20 protein-coding genes are annotated in these 19,874 nt (G+C 58.6%); 3 read left to right on the top strand and 17 right to left on the bottom strand.

The genetic code is table 11. The annotated features are described in order from the left end of the window. Positions 1–16: 16 nt before the first annotated feature. From OCV66_RS11075 to OCV66_RS11065, 3 genes are read left to right on the top strand one after another with little or no spacing between them, the layout of a single operon-like run. Positions 17–748, top strand: coding sequence for an acyl-[acyl-carrier-protein] thioesterase (locus tag OCV66_RS11075; protein ID WP_054327629.1), 732 nt, complete (start codon positions 17–19; stop codon positions 746–748). A gap of 3 nt (positions 749–751) precedes the next feature. Next, the gene (locus OCV66_RS11070) at positions 752–1,063 is read left to right on the top strand and encodes a hypothetical protein (RefSeq protein ID WP_054327630.1); all 312 of its coding nucleotides are present in this window, start codon (positions 752–754) and stop codon (positions 1,061–1,063) included. Next, positions 1,047–1,487 (top strand): HEPN domain-containing protein, encoded by a 441-nt coding sequence (locus OCV66_RS11065; protein ID WP_054327631.1) that lies wholly within the window; start codon positions 1,047–1,049, stop codon positions 1,485–1,487. The genes OCV66_RS11070 and OCV66_RS11065 overlap by 17 nt, the downstream gene beginning before the upstream one ends. Positions 1,488–1,528: 41 nt before the next feature. On the opposite strand, the gene OCV66_RS11060 is transcribed toward OCV66_RS11065, so the two are convergent. The 17 genes from OCV66_RS11060 to rsmD all read right to left on the bottom strand — a co-directional run bounded on the left by OCV66_RS11060 (position 1,529) and on the right by rsmD (position 19,871). After that, on the bottom strand, positions 1,529–2,812 hold the full coding sequence (locus tag OCV66_RS11060; RefSeq protein ID WP_054327632.1) for a glycosyltransferase family 2 protein: 1,284 nt from the start codon (positions 2,810–2,812) through the stop codon (positions 1,529–1,531). A 356-nt stretch (positions 2,813–3,168) separates the two neighbouring features. Further along, positions 3,169–3,588: a YjdF family protein gene (locus OCV66_RS11055; protein ID WP_054327633.1), complete on the bottom strand. Its 420-nt coding sequence runs from the start codon at positions 3,586–3,588 to the stop codon at positions 3,169–3,171. Between the two features lie 192 nt (positions 3,589–3,780). Beyond that, complete coding sequence (locus OCV66_RS11050; protein ID WP_054327634.1) at positions 3,781–4,722, bottom strand: magnesium transporter CorA family protein; 942 nt, start codon at positions 4,720–4,722, stop codon at positions 3,781–3,783. Positions 4,723–4,907: 185 nt separating this feature from the next. Continuing rightward, a complete protein-coding gene (gene ftsZ / locus OCV66_RS11045; protein WP_107631913.1) occupies positions 4,908–6,056 on the bottom strand; it encodes a cell division protein FtsZ in 1,149 nt (382 codons plus the stop codon). A gap of 297 nt (positions 6,057–6,353) precedes the next feature. Further along, positions 6,354–7,283, bottom strand: a complete 930-nt coding sequence (locus OCV66_RS11040) for a cell division protein FtsQ/DivIB (RefSeq protein ID WP_147574289.1) — start codon at positions 7,281–7,283, stop codon at positions 6,354–6,356. A 17-nt stretch (positions 7,284–7,300) separates the two neighbouring features. Beyond that, complete coding sequence (gene murG / locus OCV66_RS11035) at positions 7,301–8,437, bottom strand: undecaprenyldiphospho-muramoylpentapeptide beta-N-acetylglucosaminyltransferase (RefSeq protein ID WP_054327166.1); 1,137 nt, start codon at positions 8,435–8,437, stop codon at positions 7,301–7,303. A gap of 21 nt (positions 8,438–8,458) precedes the next feature. After that, entirely contained in the window at positions 8,459–9,706 is a 1,248-nt protein-coding gene (gene ftsW / locus OCV66_RS11030) for a putative lipid II flippase FtsW (protein WP_107631912.1), read from the bottom strand. Between the two features lie 37 nt (positions 9,707–9,743). Continuing rightward, the gene (gene mraY, locus OCV66_RS11025; RefSeq protein WP_054327163.1) at positions 9,744–10,742 is read right to left on the bottom strand and encodes a phospho-N-acetylmuramoyl-pentapeptide-transferase; all 999 of its coding nucleotides are present in this window, start codon (positions 10,740–10,742) and stop codon (positions 9,744–9,746) included. Then, complete coding sequence (locus OCV66_RS11020; RefSeq protein WP_147574288.1) at positions 10,739–12,121, bottom strand: UDP-N-acetylmuramoyl-tripeptide--D-alanyl-D-alanine ligase; 1,383 nt, start codon at positions 12,119–12,121, stop codon at positions 10,739–10,741. Before OCV66_RS11020 ends, mraY begins: the two co-directional genes overlap by 4 nt. 26 nt (positions 12,122–12,147) lie before the next feature. Next, positions 12,148–13,590, bottom strand: a complete 1,443-nt coding sequence (locus tag OCV66_RS11015) for a UDP-N-acetylmuramoyl-L-alanyl-D-glutamate--2,6-diaminopimelate ligase (RefSeq protein ID WP_054327160.1) — start codon at positions 13,588–13,590, stop codon at positions 12,148–12,150. 10 nt (positions 13,591–13,600) lie between these two features. Next, positions 13,601–15,991 carry a penicillin-binding transpeptidase domain-containing protein gene (locus OCV66_RS11010; protein WP_054327159.1) on the bottom strand — a complete coding sequence of 797 codons (2,391 nt, stop codon included), beginning with the start codon at positions 15,989–15,991 and terminating at the stop codon, positions 13,601–13,603. Positions 15,992–16,089: 98 nt separating this feature from the next. After that, complete coding sequence (locus OCV66_RS11005; protein WP_107631909.1) at positions 16,090–16,578, bottom strand: cell division protein FtsL; 489 nt, start codon at positions 16,576–16,578, stop codon at positions 16,090–16,092. A 17-nt stretch (positions 16,579–16,595) separates the two neighbouring features. Then, positions 16,596–17,543: a 16S rRNA (cytosine(1402)-N(4))-methyltransferase RsmH gene (rsmH, locus tag OCV66_RS11000; protein ID WP_054327157.1), complete on the bottom strand. Its 948-nt coding sequence runs from the start codon at positions 17,541–17,543 to the stop codon at positions 16,596–16,598. 27 nt (positions 17,544–17,570) lie between these two features. Beyond that, the gene (gene mraZ, locus OCV66_RS10995) at positions 17,571–17,987 is read right to left on the bottom strand and encodes a division/cell wall cluster transcriptional repressor MraZ (protein ID WP_262564482.1); all 417 of its coding nucleotides are present in this window, start codon (positions 17,985–17,987) and stop codon (positions 17,571–17,573) included. A 390-nt stretch (positions 17,988–18,377) separates the two neighbouring features. Next, positions 18,378–18,833, bottom strand: a complete 456-nt coding sequence (locus OCV66_RS10990; protein WP_054327156.1) for a hypothetical protein — start codon at positions 18,831–18,833, stop codon at positions 18,378–18,380. Positions 18,834–18,835: 2 nt separating this feature from the next. Further along, the gene (gene coaD, locus OCV66_RS10985; RefSeq protein WP_054327155.1) at positions 18,836–19,321 is read right to left on the bottom strand and encodes a pantetheine-phosphate adenylyltransferase; all 486 of its coding nucleotides are present in this window, start codon (positions 19,319–19,321) and stop codon (positions 18,836–18,838) included. Further along, complete coding sequence (gene rsmD, locus OCV66_RS10980; protein WP_054327154.1) at positions 19,290–19,871, bottom strand: 16S rRNA (guanine(966)-N(2))-methyltransferase RsmD; 582 nt, start codon at positions 19,869–19,871, stop codon at positions 19,290–19,292. The genes coaD and rsmD overlap by 32 nt, the downstream gene beginning before the upstream one ends. Positions 19,872–19,874: the final 3 nt, after the last annotated feature.

Here is a 19,874-nt window from a genome sequence, read left to right as displayed (position 1 = left end):
TTGGAGGCGTATCCCCTTGGCCGACCTGCTTTCCCGTGAATACGAGATCAATTACAGCCATGTTGATAACCGCGGCATCGCAAAGCCGTCTTTCCTGTGGAACATCATGCAGGACGCGGCTACCGTACACGCGGAGGCCCTGCATCTCGGCCCCGCAGACCTTCATATCCTGTGGGTACTGTCTCGGATGCGCGCCACTCTCCTGCGACCGTTGCTGCCCTACGAGCGCATCCGCTGCGAAACCTGGTGTCCCGGCATCCGCGGCGCGAGCTGGTACCGTTGCTTTGCGTTTTTTGCCAACGAAAAGCTGGTCGGCGAGGCCCAGTCCATGTGGGTGACGCTTGACCCGCAGACCCACCGCATCCTGCGGCCCAGCGGCTTCCCCGCGGCCGCGGATTACCTACATACGGCGCGCGGTGCGTTATTCGACCCGCTTCCCAAGCTCTCTTGCGCGTCTGTCAAACCGCATCATGTCCACCCCGTCCTATATTCCGACCTGGATGTCAACAACCATGTCAACAATGTCCGCGTCGTCGAGCTGATCTCGGACGCGCTCGACCTGCAGCGGCAGCCGGGCTTTATCTCCGAGCTACAGGTCAACTACACGGCGGAAACCACGTTCGGCGAGCAGCTCGCACTTCTCTGCGGCACGGTGGGCTCGGCCCGCTACGTCCGCGGCGAGGCAGATGGAAAACCGCATTTTGAAGCGCTCGCCACAATGTCCCCTCTGGAAAGGCAGGTACCCTGAAGCATGACCGATCTGATAAAGCAAACGGCCGACGATATCCTGCGGATCTGTAGGCCGGAAAAAATCATCCTTTTTGCCGAAAAACGCACGATGGCGACCGGCAAGCTCAAAGCGCTCAGCCTGTGCGTCATTGTGCCGGACGACGTGGACTGCCGTAAGCTGCGGCCACGCCTGCACCTTGCAATCTCGGCCGATGTGCCGGTCAATCTGAGCGTGTATACCGCCGAGGAATGGGAGGATCTGTGCGCCGACGGAACATCGTACGCCGCCTGGATCGCCCGGAAAGGCCAGGTAATCTATGAGTCGACGACGTAAAGGGGCCTCCGACAGTCATTTCTATTACAAATGGCTGGACAAAGCGCTGTGCGACCTGCAGTGCGCCCGCCTGCTTCTGACCTATGGCGGCGACCCTTACAACACCGCGTTCCACTGCCAGCAGGCGATTGAAAAAGCGCTCAAGGGCTATCTGCTCTATCGCACCGGCAGACACTTTGACGGGCACAACCTCACCTATCTGTGCCGGCAGGCCATCCGCATCGATCCGGATACGTTTACCGAATACCTCGATGAAAGCGCGGCGCTCAACGACCTTTATATTGAAACGCGCTATCCCACCGACCTCCCTTTCGAGATCGACGAGCGCGAGATCCGGCGGTATCTGGATATGGCCGAGCGCATGTTCGCCGCGATCCGCAGGGAGCTTTACGCCGGCGGCCGGCCGCACCGCATCGAAGAATAATAAAAGCCTGCTGCGTTCCCCGCAGCAGGCTTTTTGGGCCTTTATGCCCGTTCTTTTCCTTTTTCCGCCTTGGCCGCCAAGCCATGCCGGATCGGCTTCCATTCCACCTTGTTCACCAAGGCGGCAAGCGAGATCGGTATGTACGTCAGCATAAACAGCGGGAACGTGAACATAAACACAATCTTTTTCCATGCCGGACCATCAATTTTCTTCCATTCGGATAGCATCGTGACCGCCCCGAACAGGAACAGGCTGAACGAAATCCCCTTAATTGTCATCCAAATAATCCGCCCCAGCATACGCAGCACGCGGTATGTGATAAACGCCGGCTGCGCAAGGCTGCTCAGACAGGCGAACAGCGCCAGCGCCAGCACGCCGAGCGTGACCAGGTTGCCGGGCGCGACCGTCATCAGCATATCATAACAGGACATGCTGTGGCGCCCGCCGCGCAGGCAGCCGCCCAGAAGCGCGCCGGTATAGCGCGCGTCGATCTGGTAAAAGCCCTTGGTCCAGCGCATTCGCTGATCCCACGACTGCCGGAACGCGGTCGGCTGCTCGTCGTAGATCACGGCCGTGCCGCAGTAGCCGATCTTCCGGCCGCGGATCGCGCATGAAATAGAAAACTCAATATCCTCGGTCAGCAGATGGTAGGGCCAGCCGCCATCCTCGCGTATCACATCCGCCGCGACCAGGAAGCCGGTGCCGGAAACCGCGCAGTTCACCCCAAGCTGGGTGCGCGGGCGGTTCAGGTAGCGCGCTTCCCTCAGGAACCACAGCGCATAGCCTGCGGAAATCCAATTGTCGCAGAAGTTTTTGGAATTGCGGTAGCTGGTCAGGGCCGCGTATTCGCCGGTGTCGAACATCTTGTTCATTTCCCGCACAAACTGCGGGTCAACCAGATTGTCCGCGTCAAACACGAAGAAGCCTTCGTAGGCCTGCTCGCCTTGGTCCTCAAAAATGCGGCGGAACAGATAATCGAGCGCATATCCCTTGCCGACCTGCACCTTGTTAAACCGCTCGTAAACGATCGCGCCCGCCTGGCGGGATACCTCCGCCGTGCGGTCTGTGCAATTATCCGCAATCACGATCACGTCCAACAGTTCGGCGGGATAGTCCTGCCTCTTAAGGCTTTTGATCAGGTCGCCGATCACGTTCTCCTCGTTGCGCGCGGCGATAATCGCCGCATAGCGGTGCAGCGCGGGGGCTTGCTTCCCGCCTTTCCCTTTTCCGAAGAAGCCGATCAGCAGGTAAACGATTTGGTACGCATAGGCTGCGGTAAAAAAAATGAATAAAACAAAATGTAAACTTTCTAAAAAGCGAAGCATGGCGAAAACTCGTCTCCTTCATTCCCACTCGCAAAGTTACTCTCTCTAATTCTTGTACTATCATAGCACTATTGCCGTATTATGCAATAAGTTTTTGCCGGAAATTCACAACCTCCTTGCATTTTTCACTGTTCGCACAAAAAACCAGATATTTTTTCTGTAATTTTCATCACACTTTTTTGTCGTATTTCTGTCACATTATTTATTGTAGTATAGCAGAAAACCAGACGGATTCCATGAAGTATTTCTTAAGTTTTTTGGTATTTTTCCCTGCCGTCCGTCACATTGGGCCGTTTAACCGTTATCGTGATGAAAAGAGTCCTAGTTATAACGTTAAAAAGCACAAGGGACACGGTTCAGTGTCCCTTGTGCTTTTCCCTGCGCTTTTGCCGGTGCTTCTCATAGCGTTCCGCAGCCTCCCTCGCTTTTTCCTCCCGCGTGCGGATGCGGCGCGCGGTTTTCCCCTGTTCGCGCTGGGCGGCAAGCGCCTGCTGCGCCCGCGTACCGGTTCCCGACCGCTCCACCGCCTGACGGGCGGCGCGTTGGCGGCGCTTGGGGTTATCCGGCCGCGCCGGCCGCTCGCCCACCGGTATCGGCGGGCTGAACCGCAGCCGCCGCCAGCTTTGCAGCAGGAACGCATACACCTCGTGATCCTTGGGCTCCGCGCCGAACACCGTCCGGCTCGCCTCATACCAGTCGCCGCTCTCCCGCTCATACAACACGGCCCAGAACGGGTCGTCAAAATACACGGTCACACGGCAATTGACTGTGCGCATAGAAATTCCTCCTTTATTGGTTCTGCGCACAGAGAACGGACAACCAAAGGAGGCAGGTTACTGGCGGCGGTTCCCCGTCGCGTCCGGACTACCAACCGGACCGTGTTTTTATCTCTGCCCTTTCATTATATAATGACGGAACCCATCCGTCAAACCAGCAAAGAAAAAGCGCCGCATCCGCGGCGCAATAGGTTAATCCAGATTTTTCTTTTTCAGCATATACCAGGCGAAAAAGCAGCCCCCAACCGAGATCGCCAGCGGAATCCACCAGACAAAATCGCCCGGTATCCGTCCTCCCTCTATATTCATCCCATAAAAGCCAAAGATGATATTGGGGATCGTCATGATGATGGTCAACACGGTCAGCACCTTCATGATGATGTTCAGATTGTTGGAAACAACCGACGCGTAAGCGTCCATCGTGCCGGACAAAATACTCGAATAGATGCCGGCCATTTCGATCGCCTGCCTAATCTCGATCAGCGCATCCTCCAGGATATCCCGATCGTCCTCATACAGCTTGAGTACCCGTCCGCGCAGCACCTTTTCCATTGTGACTTCGTTGCCCTTCAGAGAAGCGGAAAAGTATACCAGCGATTTGGAGAGGCCCAGAAGCTGGATCAGCTCTTCATTTTTAAGCGAATCATACAAACGTTTTTCAATTCGGGTGAAGTCGCGTTCAATCATGCGCAGGTTTTTCAGAAAGCGGCCCGCCACCCGCAGCAAGATCTGGAACACAAACCGCGTGCGCATCGCCGTATGGACGCCCTTTACCGCGCCCTCCGCGATTGATCGCAGGATGATGCTGTCGTCCAGGCAGACCGTGATAACCGCGTTCTGCCCTACTACAATCCCCATTGGCAGGGTGCTGAACATCTGCCCGCCATCTTCGACCGAGCTTTTCTCCACCATCGGAATGTCGACGATCATCAAAAGCTGGTCGTCCTCCGTCTCGACACGGGAGCTTTCCTCCGGATCAAGCGCCGCGCGGATAAATTCCTCTTCCACCCGCGCCACCCGCGCGATCTCCTCCAGCTCGTCCGAGCTAGGATGCACCATATTGACCCAACAGCCCTCCGTAAAGCCCGAAAGCTCGGTTACGCGGCCGTCGATCGTCTTGTAAAATTCTACCATATCTTACCGCCTTTCTGCGGCGGCAATTATCTCTCTGCGCCACCGCGAGCTTTTATTTTTTTTATACTTCGAGGGTCCGCACTCACGGTGATCACACTCCTTTTACCCAAACTTTACAAGGCCTTTTCAGACCAAAACAGCCCTTTACAGGGCTGTTTTGCATGATTACACAGGCACCAACAGAATCAGCGGTGATCCTTATCAAAAATGCGCATCAGCACGTCGAACGCCGCGTCGTCCGAACCAAGCTCGTTCGACTGGCTGCTCTTGGCGGAAGCGGACTTGTCCTCCGCCGCCGCGGTCGACGCCTCGGTGAACAAGCCGGAGGACGCTGGCTCCGGAGCCTTTCCATCCATATTCAGCTTCGCGGAATTGGGGATGTTGTCGAATCCGGTGGCAATAACGACTACGCGGATCTCGTCGTCCATCGTGTCGTCGATAAACGCGCCAAAGATGATATGCGCGTCCGGATGCGCCGCCTGCTGGACCATCGTCGCAGCGGTTTCGACCTCATCCAAGCCGATATCATCCGAACCGATAACAGAAACGATAACACCGTGCGCCATATCGATCGAGGTTTCGAGCAGCGGGCTGGAAATCGCCATGCGCGCGGCCTCCGCCGCCTTGTCCTTCCCAGCAGCGCGGCCCGTGCCGATATGAGCATAGCCCGCGTCTTTCATCACCGAGGTAACATCCGCAAAGTCCAGATTGATGAAGCCCGGCACGGTAATCAGCTCGGAAATATTCGCGACCGCCTGCCGCAGCACGCCGTCAGCGATCTCAAACGCGTTCTTGAACGTGATCTTCTGTTCGGAAACATATTTCAGGCGCTCGTTTGGGATGATGACCAGCGAATCGACGTTCTTGTTCAACTCGTCGATGCCGCCCAGCGCCTGCTCCAGACGCTTCTTACCCTCGAACGCGAACGGACGGGTGACAACGCCGACCGTCAGGATACCCATTTCACGGGCGATCTGCGCCACGACCGGCGCCGCGCCTGTGCCGGTGCCGCCGCCCATGCCTGCGGTGATGAACACCATATGGGTGTTGGCCAGCGCCGCGGCGATCTGCTCCTTGCTCTCCTCCGCAGCCTTGCGGCCGATCTCCGGGTTTGCGCCCGCACCCTGTCCCTTGGTCAGCTTCTCGCCGATCTGGATCTTGGTGCCGGCCTGAGAGAAGTTCAGCGCCTGCATATCTGTATTGATCGAGATAAACTCAACGCCCTGCACGCCGCTTTCGACCATGCGGTTGACCGCATTGCCGCCGCCGCCGCCCACGCCGATGACTTTGATATTTACTACATTATCCAAGCCCTGTTCAAACTCAAAACCCATTGTTGCCATCCTCCGTTATGATAAAAAATCTTTCAGATTATCTTCGTTACACAATATCAACGGCCTGTCCCTGTCTGGAAGCAGAATGGACAGACAGCCCCTATTGTTTTAATTTTACCTCTTTTTGTTCTATTTTGCAACACATATTAGTGAATCCCTCAAAAAAATATTGAGTTTTTCTGTATCTTTCCACCAAAGGCGGCGCCGGTATTTTTCACCAATATCCGGCATCCCTCCGCTGTGAAAAAGCCTTTTGCGGGCGCTGCGATCTTTTAATGGCACAGGGCGACGTGCCGGTCATTCGGAACCCTCCGAACCGGCGGCGCCGCTGTCCGCCCCGCCGTCGGCTTCCCCTGCATCGTCTTCGCCGGCTGCGTCCAGCGCGTCCGGATCGACAATGGGGCTGTCATCCGTCTCCTGTCCGGTTGCGGAACGCGCGATATTTTCCGCAGTATCCGGCACAAAATGCAGCCTGTTTTTCGCATCCCAGTACAGCCGCCCGATATCGGAGGGTGAGAGCCGCCCATCGATCACAGTCTGCGCAAAGCGCAGCCGGTAGGCAAGCTGTTCCATCGTGCCGACGCGGATATCGAACCGGTCCAGATAGCCGACGCGCACATCGGTGAGCGACTGCAGGTTGATGAAATCGGTTTCCGAGAGCATGTCCGCCGCGTCCAGCGTTTGCAGCACGGTCAGCAGAGCGTCCACATAGGCATCCTCAGCCGGCTCCAGCGTCTGCCCCGGCCGGACCGCCTCAAGCGTCACGCCGGCTACGACCGGCAGGCCGTTATCCGTCGCCGCCTGCTCCAGCACTTTGCCCTGCGCGCTGACCAGATAGTACACGCCGTTAGTGGAAACAGCCACTGCCGCCCGGCACTCGGTCACTGTGACGACCAGCGCATCCGGCAAGTGGCGCCGGATCTGCACGGTTTCCAGATAGGGAAACTGCTCCAGCAGGCTATTTGTCGTTTTCACCTTGTTCCAAAGATAAAGGTTGTCACCTTTTTTCACATCCATGCCCGCGACGATCTCCTCGGGCGTGTATTTGGTGGACCCTTCCACGGAAATCGTGTCTACCTTGAAAAAGACCGTCAGGGCGAGCACGGCGGCCGACAGCAGTATGCCGACAAACAGCAGCCGGCCGACCGTATGGAAAAACCGCTGCCGCCGGTTCGCCCGTTTCCTCATCTGTTCCGGCGTTTTCTGTTTTCGCTTCCTGCGTCTCATGCAAGCGCCCCTTTGCCTTATTTTTGCCGCTCGCGGACAGCCTGCATGATCTCGCGGTAAATTTTTTCGCTTGCGTCATGCGCGGCCAGGCGCGTCGCGTCGCGCCCCATCTGCCGCAGGCGTTCCCGATCGGACAGCAGCTCCCCTATCTCGTCGTACAGCCGCTGGGGCGAAGCGTCCTTCTCCAGCAGCACGCGGCAGCCGCCCGCCTGCTCGAGCGCGCGCGCGTTTTTCTCCTGATGGTTTTCCGCCACGAACGGCGAAGGCACCAGTAGCGCGGGCCGCCCCAGCATGCACAGCTCGCCCATCGTCGCCGCGCCCGCGCGGCAGACGATCAGGTCAGCCGCCGCCATGCGGTCCGCCATATCATAAATATACTCAGTCAGTTCGATATTGGGATGCTCCCGCAAAGCCGCGCCTTGCTCCTCCGCAAGCCGCGGCATCCAGTCGCGCGCCGCCGCGCCCGATGCGTGTACATGCCGGTACGGCACATTGTTTTTGCATTCCAGCGCGATCGTACCCGCCATGTGCTCATTCATATATTTCGCGCCCATGGAGCCCCAGAACGAGACGACAAGCTGATCGTCCTCAGACAGGCCGAAGCGGGCGCGCGCCTTTTTCCGGTCCGCTGATAAAATTTCACCGCGCACGGGCGCACCGGTCACGACCACCTTGTCGCCGCCGCCGAGCAGCATTTCCGCCTGCTCAAAGCAGACCAGCACGCGGTCCGCCTTTTTTGCCAGCATTTGCGTCACCTTGCCCGGCAGTGCGTTGACCTCGAGCAGCACGGTCGGTATCCCCATTTGCTGCGCCGCGCGAACGACCGCGAACGATGCATAGCCGCCGCAGCCGATCACGCAGTCCGGCCGCGCCTCCCGCAGCAGCTTTTTCGCCTTGCCGACCGCGGATACGGCGAGCCGCGCCGCTTTCAGGTTATGTGCAAGCCCCTTCGGGCTCATGGAGCGGGACAAGCCGATGATCTCAATGGTATCCAGCGGATACCCTTCTCTCGGGACAAGCTTGTTTTCAATACCGCGCGCCGATCCTGCGAACCGGACAACCGTGTCCGGATGCTTCTGCTCAAAATACCGCGCGATGGCAAGCCCGGGCGTCACATGCCCGCCCGTGCCGCCGCCAGTGATATACAGCTTCAAACCTGATTTCCCCCTATCGCTTCATTCTTCGTTGCGCGCGTCTATCCGCATATACCGCGATATATTCAGCAGTATCCCCATTTCTCCGAGCTGCATGAGCAGCGCCGTGCCGCCATAGCTGAAAAACGGAAGCGCCGCACCCGTCACCGGAATAATGCCTGTGACGACGAACAGGTTCATCAATGTTTGTATCGCCAGCTTTGCGGTAATGCCGGTCGCCAGCATCGCGCTGAATTTATCCGGCGCCGCCCGCGCGACGCGGAACCCGCGGTAAATCAGATAAGCGAACAGCAGAATCACCAGCAGCGCGCCGATAAAGCCCATTTCCTCACACCATGAGGCAAAGATGAAATCGTTCTGCGGTTCGGGCAGGTACAGGTGCTTCTGCCGTCCCTGCCCAAGCCCAAAGCCGAAAAAGCCGCCCGAGCCGATGGCGATCTGGCTCATCGCCCCTTGGAAGCCCTTATCCGTCATATCCGAAAACGGGTCGAGCCATACCGCGAAGCGATCCCGCACATGGGAAAACATGAAATAAAACGCCGTCAACGTTCCGGCGCCCACCACGCCGATCGGAACGAAATACCACAGCCGCATGCCGCCCGCGACGAGGATGCACACACCGATGCCGCAGACAATCATCATCGCCGAGGTGTGCGGCTCGAGCGCCAGCAGCACAACATATACCGCAAGCAGGAAGCCGTATGGCCGGACCAGCCCCTTAAAGCTGCGCACGCTCTGCGCGTCGCGCGCGATCCAATACGCGAAGCACACAATAACGGCGAGCTTTGCCAGCTCGGACGGCTGAAAACCGAACAGCCAGCGCCGCGCGCCATTATACCAGGTGCCGATGCCCGGTATCGCAACCAGAATCAGCAGCACGACCGACACCGCCAGAAACGGCTTGTAAAACCTAGCGTACAGCTTATAGCTAACCTTGGAAATAACGATCATTGCGACCACGCCAGCTACGGCGACCATCCCCTGCCGCGTAACGAAATGCAGGGAATCGCCTTTGAAATTGTAATAGCCGGTCGAATAGCTCGCGGAAAACAGCGCGACCAAGCCGATCGCCAGCAGCAGCATGACCGAAAAGAAAATACCCGCGTCCCAGGCATGGGCGCGCACGCGCGTCCGCTCGCGGAACCGGCCGTCGGAGGGCTGCAGCGCCGTCTCGCCCCTCTCTTCCGCCCGCATGGCGGGACGGTTCGCATACCGCGGTCCTGCGGTCACCCTGCGCACCGTGCGCGCTTGTCTGGTTGTCGTTGCCATGTGGACACCTCCGAACGGGCTTTGAATTGTAAACAGTTTACAGAACCGGCGCCAGCGCTACATAATACGCCAGCAGGCAGAGCAGAATGGTCGCGCCGGAAAATATCAGCACGATCTTCTTTTCGCCCCAGCCACACATCTCAAAATGATGATGGATCGGCGCCATCTTGAACAGGCGCTTGCCGCCGGAAACCTTGAAGCATGTTACCTGCAGGATGACAGACAGCGTTTCGATAATATAGATCAGCCCGACCAGCAGCAGGATCAACGGCATATCGCAGGCAAACGCCAGACCTGCCACCGCGCCGCCAAGAAACAACGAGCCCGTGTCCCCCATGAAAACCTTGGCCGGATTGAAATTATAGATCAGGAACGCCGCCAAGCCACCCGCGAGCGCCGCCGCGAACAGCATCACGCCAGCGTCCTGCCGCGCAATGCCGACAAACACAAAGAAAATGGCGACCGGCAGGGTCACACCCGCGGCCAGTCCGTCGATACCGTCGGTCAGGTTGACCGCGTTATCCGCGCCCACGATAACGAACGCGGCAAAGATGATGTACAGCGGCCAGGGAAGCGGGATCGCCACAGCGGTAAACGGGATCCAGAGGGCGGGCAGTCCGTCCGACTCCAGAAACAGCACCAGGATGAACGCGCCCGCCACCAGAATTTGAAGCACCAGCTTCTGCTTGGGCGTCAGCCCCGCGTTTTCCTTTTTGCGGATCTTAGCGTAATCATCCACCAGACCGACCGCGCCGTACGCTGCGGCAAGGCCCAGCACCGCCAGCGAGGAGACCGAAACCCCTCCCAGCAGCGTGTTGCCCGCCAGAACCGCCACTGCAATGCCGATGATAAACATAAACCCGCCCATCGTCGGGATGTTCTGCTTGTTCATATGCCATTTCGGCCCGATCTCCAATATCTTCTGGCCGAATTTCATCTTGCGCAGATAGCGGATCACCGCCGGCCCGATCGCCGCTGTGATCACAAATGCGACCGCGCAGACAATCAGCGCAGTCCGGATATTGATCGGTGTCATTCTTCCACGTCCTCCCCTAAGAACCATGCGAGCGCGCGCTCCATCCGCATCCCGCGGCTACCTTTGAACAGCAGCGCGTCGCCCTTTTCCGCATCTCGCCGCAGCGCCGCGACAAGCGCGGCCTGGTCGTCAAACGCATACGCCGCGGCCATGCCGCGCTCCTTCGCGCCCGCGACCATCGCGCCCGCGTCCGGCCCATAGGCATACAGCGCGTCGGCGTTTTCCGCGGCCGCGCGTCCCGCGCGGCGGTGGCCCTCCTCCGCATAGCCGCCCAGCTCCAGCATGGAGCCAAGCACCGCGAACCGCCGCCCGCCTTCCGCCATGCCGCCGAGCACCTTGAGCGCCGCCTCCATGGCGTCCGGACTGGCGTTATAGCAGTCCGCAAAGATGCAGTAGCCGTTCTGCTCGTAAATGTTCTGCCGCATGCCGCTTGCCTCATAGGAGGAAAGTCCTGCGGCGATATGCTCCGGCGTCTCGCCCAGCAGCAGGCCGACCGCCGCCGCCGCGAGCGCGTTAAGTATATTATGCGCGCCCGGTATGCTGAGTTTTGCCGAAAAACGTCCGCCCTGCGGCAATTCGACCGCCGGCAGACCGTTATTTACTATATCAAATGCACTGTCTCTATGCAAGTATGCAGTTAAATCACACGCCGGATTTTCTATCCCATAGGTAACCGTCCGGCAGCCCAGCGCGTCCCGCTTCTCCCAGAGAAGCGGTTCGTCTCCGCAGAGCACGGCGCAGCCGTCCGGCCGGAGGCCCTCCAAAATCTCGAGCTTCGCCCTGCAGATGCCCTCGCGCGAGCCAAGGAATTCAATGTGCGAGGTGCCAATATTGGTGATAACCGCGATATCCGGCTGCGCGGCCGCGGTCATACGGGACAGCTCCCCGAAATGGTTCATGCCCATTTCCGCAACCATGACCTCGGTTTTCCTAGTCATTTGGAGCAGGGTGAGGGGCAGGCCGACCTCGTTATTCAGGTTGCCTTCGGTTTTCTGTGCGCAGAACTGCTGCCTGAGCACGGCGTAAAGCAGTTCCTTGGTCGTCGTTTTGCCGACCGAGCCGGTTACGCCGACCACCTTGCCGCCGCACAGCCGGCGGTAGCCGCCCGCCAGGTCCAACAGCGCCTGCGCGGTGTTCTCCACATATAGAACCGGCACCGGATAGGTTTCGTTCTGTCGGTGCGACACCACGGCCGCGGCGCCGTTATCCACCGCCTTTGCGATAAAATCATGCGCGTCGAAGCGCTCGCCCTTGAGCGGCAGGAACAGCGTTTCCGGCGGTATCTGCCTGGAATCCGTGGAGACCGACGACAGAGATGCCGCCCCGTGCGCCTTCCCCCCGGTCCATTCCGCTGCCTGCGCCAGTGTAAAGCGTTCCATCAATCGATTCCCCCAAGCTGTTTTTCTTACTTCCTATCCGCGAAATAATCCGCGACAATCTCCCGTTCATCCATATGATGCTTCACATGGTTGACCTCCTGATAGGTTTCGTGTCCCTTGCCCATCAGAACGATGATGTCCTCTTTCCTGGCGTGCGCAAGCGCCCACCGGATCGCTTCCGGCCGGTCGACGATGACCCGCGTCGGCGTTTTGGTGTCTTTCATGCCCTCCAGAATATCGTCGATAATGGCCTGCGGCTCCTCGGTGCGCGGATTGTCGCTCGTCACGATGCAGAAATCCGACAGCGCCGCCGCGATCGCGCCCATTTTAGGCCGCTTGGTCCGGTCGCGGTCCCCGCCGCAGCCAAACAGCGCCACGACCCGCCCCTTGGCAAAGCCGCGCACGGCGCGCAGGACGTTTTCCACCCCGTCGGGCGAGTGCGCGTAGTCGATCAGCACTGTATAATCCGTATCGGTCGGCACCACCTCGACGCGGCCTTTCACGCCCGTTGCCGTGGCCAGCGCCTTCGCGGCATCCGCGAGCGGCATATCCAGCTGCAGTGCGATCCCCAGCGCGGCCAGCGCATTCTCCACGGAAAAATGGCCAGGTATCGCCAGACGGACGCGCGCCAGCTCGCCCCTGGTGTTGGCCAGGAAGGAAACGCCATCCGCATGCAGGCCGATATTCCTGGCGGTCAGGTCGGCGGCGTCCTTTTCACAGGAAAACGTCAGGCATGGGCACAGAGCGTCCGCCAACATGGCGTCGGCTGCCGGATCGTCCAGATTGATCACGCCCCTGTCGCTGACCGCGAACAGACGCGCCTTTGCCCTGCGGTACTCCTCCATGGTTTTGTGGAAATCCAAGTGGTCCTGTGTCAGATTGGTGAACGCGCCGACTGCAAAGCGGATGCCGTGTACGCGGTCGAGCACGAGCGAGTGCGAGGATACCTCCATAATCACATGCGTGCAGCCGGCGTCCCGCATACGGGCGAACAGCGCCTGCAGCTCATAGCTCTCCGGCGTGGTGCGTTCAGTTTCGATGGCCTCGCTTCCTATCAGGTTCTGGTTGGTGCCGATCAGCCCGACCGTATGCCCTGCCTGCTCCAGAATATGCTTAATAAGGTAGGTCGTGGTGGTTTTGCCGTTCGTTCCGGTCACGCCGAGCATGACCATGCTGTCCGCCGGATGGCCGAAGCGGTTGGCCGCGATCTCCGCCAGCGCGCGGCGGGAGTTCTCCACCACGACCGCCGGCGCCCCCGCCGGTGCTTCTTCACATACGATCGCCGCCGCGCCCTGCGCGAGCGCCTTTTCGATATACCGGTGGCCATCCGTCGCATAGCCGCGGATAGCCACAAACAGGTCGCCCTTTTCCACCGCGCGCGAATCATACCGCACCTCGCCGATTTCCAGCTCCGGCGCCGCCGTACGGCTCTGCACCGCAACGCCAGCCAGCAATTCCTGTAATTTCATTCCGTTCCTCCTATCGGTCGTCGACACCCGTTGTGTCGGAAAATTCAACCGTGACCACCGCGCCGATATTCACCTTGGTCCCTTTTGCCGGACTCTGCCGGCTCGCGGTGGTATTGCCTGTAATCTGCGAGGACGCGACCCCCTTCTGCTTGAGGTACAGTCCGTACTGCTCCAGCGTGTCTCGGCACTCGTCCGGCGTCAATCCGGTCAGGTCGGGTACCTCGATCTGCTCCGCAGGCTTATCCTCGCCCATATACAGGATGACCTTGCCACTGGCCGGAATGCGCACACCACTGGCCGGCACCTGGTCGGTGACCGTGTCGCCGCTGCCGACGACGCGGTACGCAAAGCCCGCCTGCTGCAGCGTGCTCGCCGCCTGCTCCTGCGTGGAGCCGACCACGCCGGGTACGGTCAGCTCGCGGCGGTCGTTTTCCTCATCGGTATACACCGGCGTCACGCCGATATACGGCAGCACATCCTCCATGATGCGGCCGACGACCGGCGCGGCGAGCGCACCGCCGCCGTGCGGAGAGGATTCCGGCAGGTCGCTGATCGCGACCAGCACCACGATCTGCGGATCGTCCATCGGCGCCACGCCGATAAACGAAGCCGTATAGCGGTCCTCGACGTCCTCCGCCTCTTTCAGAATCTCTGAGGTTGCGGTCTTACCGCCCACACGGTAGCCGGGTACATAGGCGTTCTTGCCCGTGCCGCTTTCCACAACCTGCAGCATCGTATCGCGCATATACGCGGAGGTGTCCTCCGAAATGACCTGGCGGACAACCTCGGTCTCGGCCGTGGATTTGATCGAACCGTCCGCATTCAGCACCTCGCGGACCAGATAAGGCTTTTTCAGCCTCCCGTCGTCCACGATGGCCGAAATCATGCTCGCCATCTGAATCGGCGTTACCTGGAAGCGCTGGCCGAACGAGGATACCGCGAGCGACACCTCGTTCCACGAGGTGCTGTCCTCTACGTCAAAGAAGATGCCTGGGCTTTCATTTGGCAGGTCGATGCCGGTCCTGCTATTCATGCCGAACGCCTTGAAAAAGTCGTAAAAGCGTTCCCTGCCGGTCTTTGCTACGATCTGCATCATCGCCACGTTACAGGAGTTCATCACCGCCTGCGTCAGCGTCTGCGAGCCATGCCCGTTGGTGTTGTGGCATTTGATCGGCTCCTTCCAGTCGCCGACCATCATCGAGCCGCCGCAGTAAAAGGTATCCTCCGCATGCACCACGCCCAGCTCATAGGCGGTCGCCACGTTCATCAGCTTGAAAGTGGAGCCCGGCTCATAGGTATCGGTCACAACCGGATTATACCACATCTTGTAAAGCTCCTCGGTCCGCGCGTCCGTCAGCGCGTCAACCAAGGCCTCATTGTTCTGCACGCTCTCCGGCAGGTTATCCAGTCCGCCCTCCTGATAGTATTTGTCGGGGATCTCCGCCGATACACCGGCCTCCTCCAAAAGCTTCTGCACGGTCTCCTTCAGCTCGTTCAGGTACCGTTCGTCCGAGATTACGCGCGGCTGGTTGGGGTCGAAGTCCGGCAGGTTGGCCATCGCTAGCACCGCGCCGGTTTTGACATCCATCACAATACCCGATACGCCGTCGCGTGCATTGGGATTATCCGCCAGCGCGGTTTCCAGATGCTTTTCTAGGATATTCTGGATGTCGCTGTCGATCGTTAGCACAAGCGAGTTTCCGTCCGTTGCCGGAATGTACTGCTGATAATCATACGGCATATCCTGGTTTTTGGCATTCTGCGCGCGGACGATGCGCCCCGCAGTACCGGCAAGCTCGCTCTCGTATTCGGATTCCAAGCCGTAAACGCCCACGTTATCGTCGTTGACATAGCCCAGCACGGTGGAAAGGAAGGCGCCGTATTTGTAATACCGCTTGGTGTCCGGCTCGGAATAGACCGCGTTGCCGCAGCCCGCAGCCTCGAGCTTTTCATACAGGGCGTTTTCCGTGTCCTTATCTACCTTTTGGGCGATGATCTGATATTGGGTATCGGTTCTTTTGATTTTCCCCAGCACGGTGTCGTAGTCCAACTCCAGCGTGTCGGCAAGAATCTGCGCCAGCTCCTGCTGCTGCTGTTCCGCCGGTATCCCCTTGTTCACCTTGGACTCGTCGATCACAGCCTTGGGGTTGACCGTAATACGGGCGACCGAGGCCGATTCAGCCAGCACCTGCATATTCGCGTCATAGATCGTGCCGCGGTTGGGCGTGACCAGCGTGTCCCGCGTCTGCAGTGTTGTCGCCTGCTGCACATAAAAGTCGTTGCGGAATACCTGCATATACAGCAGGCGCACGGCGACCAGGCCGAAGCCGATCGCCACAAACGCCAGCGTGAGCATCACGATGCGCGAGCGCATTAAATTGTTCGGTCCCTTTGCTGCCATTTGCGTTGCATCCCTCCACTGCCGTTTGGTCGAAAAAAAGCGTAAGGAGTCAGAAGTTTCCACCTCTCACTCCCCTATTACGCATCCTATTCATTTACTTACCGGATATATTCCAGGGCTGCAGAAAAGCTGCGCGCCAAGCCGGAAAACAGCGCGTCCAGCGACACCCCGCTTTGCGCCACCGTGACCGTATCCGGATTGGTCAGTTCCACATATTCGATCTGTGAATTGTCCATTTTTACCATGCCCAGGTGGTTCACCGCATATTCCTCCACCTGCGTCATGTCCATGCTGTTCATCTGCTTGCTTGACAGGGAAACATTTTCCGCCGCAAGCTCGTCGAGCGCCTCGGTCTGGGTGCTGACCTGCGCGGTCAGCTGGGTCAGCTGCATCTGGCAGAACAGGATATACACCGCTGCGATCGCAATGACGCTGACGCACACGAACACGTTCAGCCGTACGGCGGCTTTTTTGCGGCGGCGCGGCGTCGGGACTGCACGGAGGTCGCGTGTTCTTTCCTGTTGTACGGGCGCCATGCGCTCTTCATACTGTTTGTACGCTACGCTCTCCCTGCTGGCAGTCATCATTGCATTTCCTTTCTGTCCTATCCGTCTGTTCCTATTTTTTCGCACACGCGAAGCTTTGCGCTCCGCGCCCGCGGGTTGTCTGCAAGTTCTTTCTCATCCGGCAGAATCGGCTTGCGGGGCGTCAGCCTGACTTTAGGCTTCCCGCCGCAGACGCAGACCGGAAAATCCTTCGGGCAGGTGCAGCCCTGTGCCGCCTGGTGGAACGCGGCTTTGACAATGCGGTCCTCTAGGCTGTGGAATGTGATCACCGCCAGGCGCCCGCCCGGGTTCAGGCAGTCGATCGCCTTATCCATCGCTTCCCGCACCGCGCCAAGCTCGTCATTAACGGCTATGCGGATCGCCTGAAAGCTGCGCTTGGCCGGATGCTGTTTTTCCCGCAACGCCTTGGCCGGCATCGCGCCCTTTATGATTTCTACAAGCTCTCCCGTCGTTTCTATCGGCTTTTTTTCTCTCTCCCGCTCGATGGCCGCTGCTATCAGCGGCGCATAGCGTTCTTCGCCGTATTCGAACAGGATACGACGAAGTTCCTCCCTGCTCCAGCCGTTTACCACGTCGTACGCGGTCAGCGTCTGCGTCCGGTCCATCCGCATGTCGAGCGGCGCATCCTTCATGTAGGAAAAACCTCGCTCCGCATGGTCCAACTGCGGCGACGAAACGCCCAAGTCGAACAGTATCCCATCCGCGCCCGCCAGCCCCAGGCTGGCAAGCACCCGATCAATCTCGCGGAAATCGCTTTTCACCGTGTATACGCGCTGCCAGACCTTCTTCAGGCGCACTTTCGCGTTTTCCAGCGCCTCGTCGTCCCGATCGATGCAGACCAGGCGTCCAGTATCATGCAAACGCTCCGCAATGCGGAGCGAATGTCCGGCGCCGCCTGTCGTCGCATCGACGTAAACGCCGTCCGGCTTGATATGCAGCGCCTCCAGACAGGGTTCGAGCAAAATGGAAACGTGATGAAATTCCATACGCTGACCCTCCTTGTACGGCGCTTTTTAGAACCCGAGATCCTCCATGGCCTCCATGATGCGATCATCGGTGATGCTGTCATTGTAAGCCGCCCATTTCACGGCGTCCCAAATTTCCGCATGGTTAGAGGCGCCGATAACGACCGTCTCCTTGCTCAGCCCTGCGTACGCGCGCAGGTTGGCGGGCAGCAGGATGCGGCCCTGCGCGTCCAGCTCGGCGTCGAACGCGGCCGAGAAGAAAAAGCGCTGCAGATCGCGGGATTTGGACATGGGCAGGGAGCGGATGCGCTCTTCCAGCCCCTCCCACTCTTTTTCCGGATAAACGGCCAGACATCCATCCAGCCCTTTGGTGACGGTGAAGCGTTCGCCGAGCTCATCACGAAGCTTGGCCGGCATCGCCAGACGCCCCTTGGCGTCTATGGAATGCTTGTATTCGCCTTTCACCGATTCACACCACGCTTTCCCTTTGGTGGAATCTGTGACACTTTACCCCACTTCTCACCACCTTGAATCCATTATAACGAGAAGCCCTCCAGATTGCAAGGATTTTTTTCGTATTTTTTTGCGGAAGATTATGGCGGTAAAATGAAAAAACAGTGGTTTTTGCAATTTTTCAAACACTTGTTCGATTATTTTTCCTTTCCACAAACGCCTATTTTGGCTGCGCGAACGGTGGGGAGAAATCCCACAAAAACGCGCATTCTTTCCGCCCGTACCGCGCCGTTTTCCCACCCTCCTCTTATTTTACAGTTTATTCCACCTTATTTCGCCGGCAAAACGCAGCAAAAAAAGCCAGGTAAAAAACCTGGCTTTTCGGATGCTGCAAAATATTATTTATTTGGCGATGCTCTTAAAGCGCTGGCGCACCTTGCGGATCTCCTCCAGCGAAAGCGCCACCGCCTCCTCGGTGCGCTTGAGCGTATCCTCACAATATTCGTTCGTCACTCGGCGCAACTCTCGGGCCTGGATCTCCGCGTTGCCCTGCACTTCCTTTGCCTTGCGTCGCGCGGCCACGACGATCTCGGTTTCGGAAACCATCTGCCGGGCATCCTCCTCCGCCTGACGGCGGATCGATTCCGCCTCGCGCTTTCCGGAGGCAAGCATTTCACTGCGTTTCTCAACGATGTCCTGCGCTGTTTTCAAGTCGTTCGGCAGCGTGGCGCGCAGCTCATCGAGCAGATCAAGCAGACGGTCGCGCTCCAAGATGCACTTCTCGCCCGCCAGCGGGATGCCTTTCGCGTCCTGTACCATATCGTACATGCTGTTGATCAGTTCGTCCAAAGTTGCCATCGTTAGCCTTCCTTTCTTGTGCGGCGCACAATATCGTCTATAATTTCTGCAGGGACAAATCCGGCAACGCTGCCGCCATGCACCGCAATATCCTTTACTACGGACGAGGATAAATACATATACTCCGCACTCGTCATCAGGAACACCGTGTCCAATTCAGGATTAAGCTTCCGGTTCGCCAGCGCCATCTGGAACTCATATTCAAAATCCGAAACCGCGCGCAGTCCCTTAACCACCGCACAGGCGCCCTCCTGCTTCGCATAATCCGCGAGTAGGCCGCCAAACGACGCGACCTCCACGTTAGGCAGGTCGCCTGTCGTCCGCTTCAGGAAATCCATACGCTCGTCCACCGAAAACATCGGCTTTTTATTCTGGTTATGCATCACCGCAACGATCAGCCGGTCGAACACGACCGACGCGCGGCGGATAATATCCAGATGTCCCAAGGTGACCGGGTCAAAGCTGCCCGGATAGATCGCTACTCTCATGCTTTTCATCCGTTTCGCCGTTCCGCAGAACGGTAATCAAAGTCGCGCCGTAGCGACGTTCGCGGACGACCTCAAACCCGTGCGCAAACCGGTCCTCTACTGCACTTTCGCATATTATTATACCATTTGTAGAGAGAATGTCAAACGTTTCTATTTGTAATAATGCATTTTCCAGAATTTCGCCGCCGTAAGGGGGATCGAGAAAAATCAAGCTGTAGCGCCGCTTTCCAGCACAGGAAACAAAGTCGGCCGCCTCTTTCCGGTGTAGCGAGGCGCGGTCGGCCACGCGGGCGGTTTCTGTATTTTTACACACGATATTGTATGCCGCCTTATCGCACTCCACAAAATCACAGTGCCGCGCGCCTCGCGAAAGCGCCTCGATCCCAAGCTGCCCCGTTCCCGCAAACAGGTCGAGTACCTCCGCGCCGCGGACATGCTCCTGGATCAGGTTGAACACATTTTCCTTAACGCGGTCGGTCGTCGGGCGGGTACTCATGCCGGGTACGGGCTGCAATTTACAGCCGCGCGCGGAGCCGGATACCACACGCATACT

It is taken from the genome of Agathobaculum ammoniilyticum, assembly GCF_025567315.1.
In the GTDB taxonomy this organism is placed as follows: Bacteria; Bacillota; Clostridia; order Oscillospirales; family Butyricicoccaceae; genus Agathobaculum; species Agathobaculum ammoniilyticum.
Note: the sequence above shows the minus strand (reverse complement) of the source record. Positions and strands in the feature narration are given on the sequence as shown.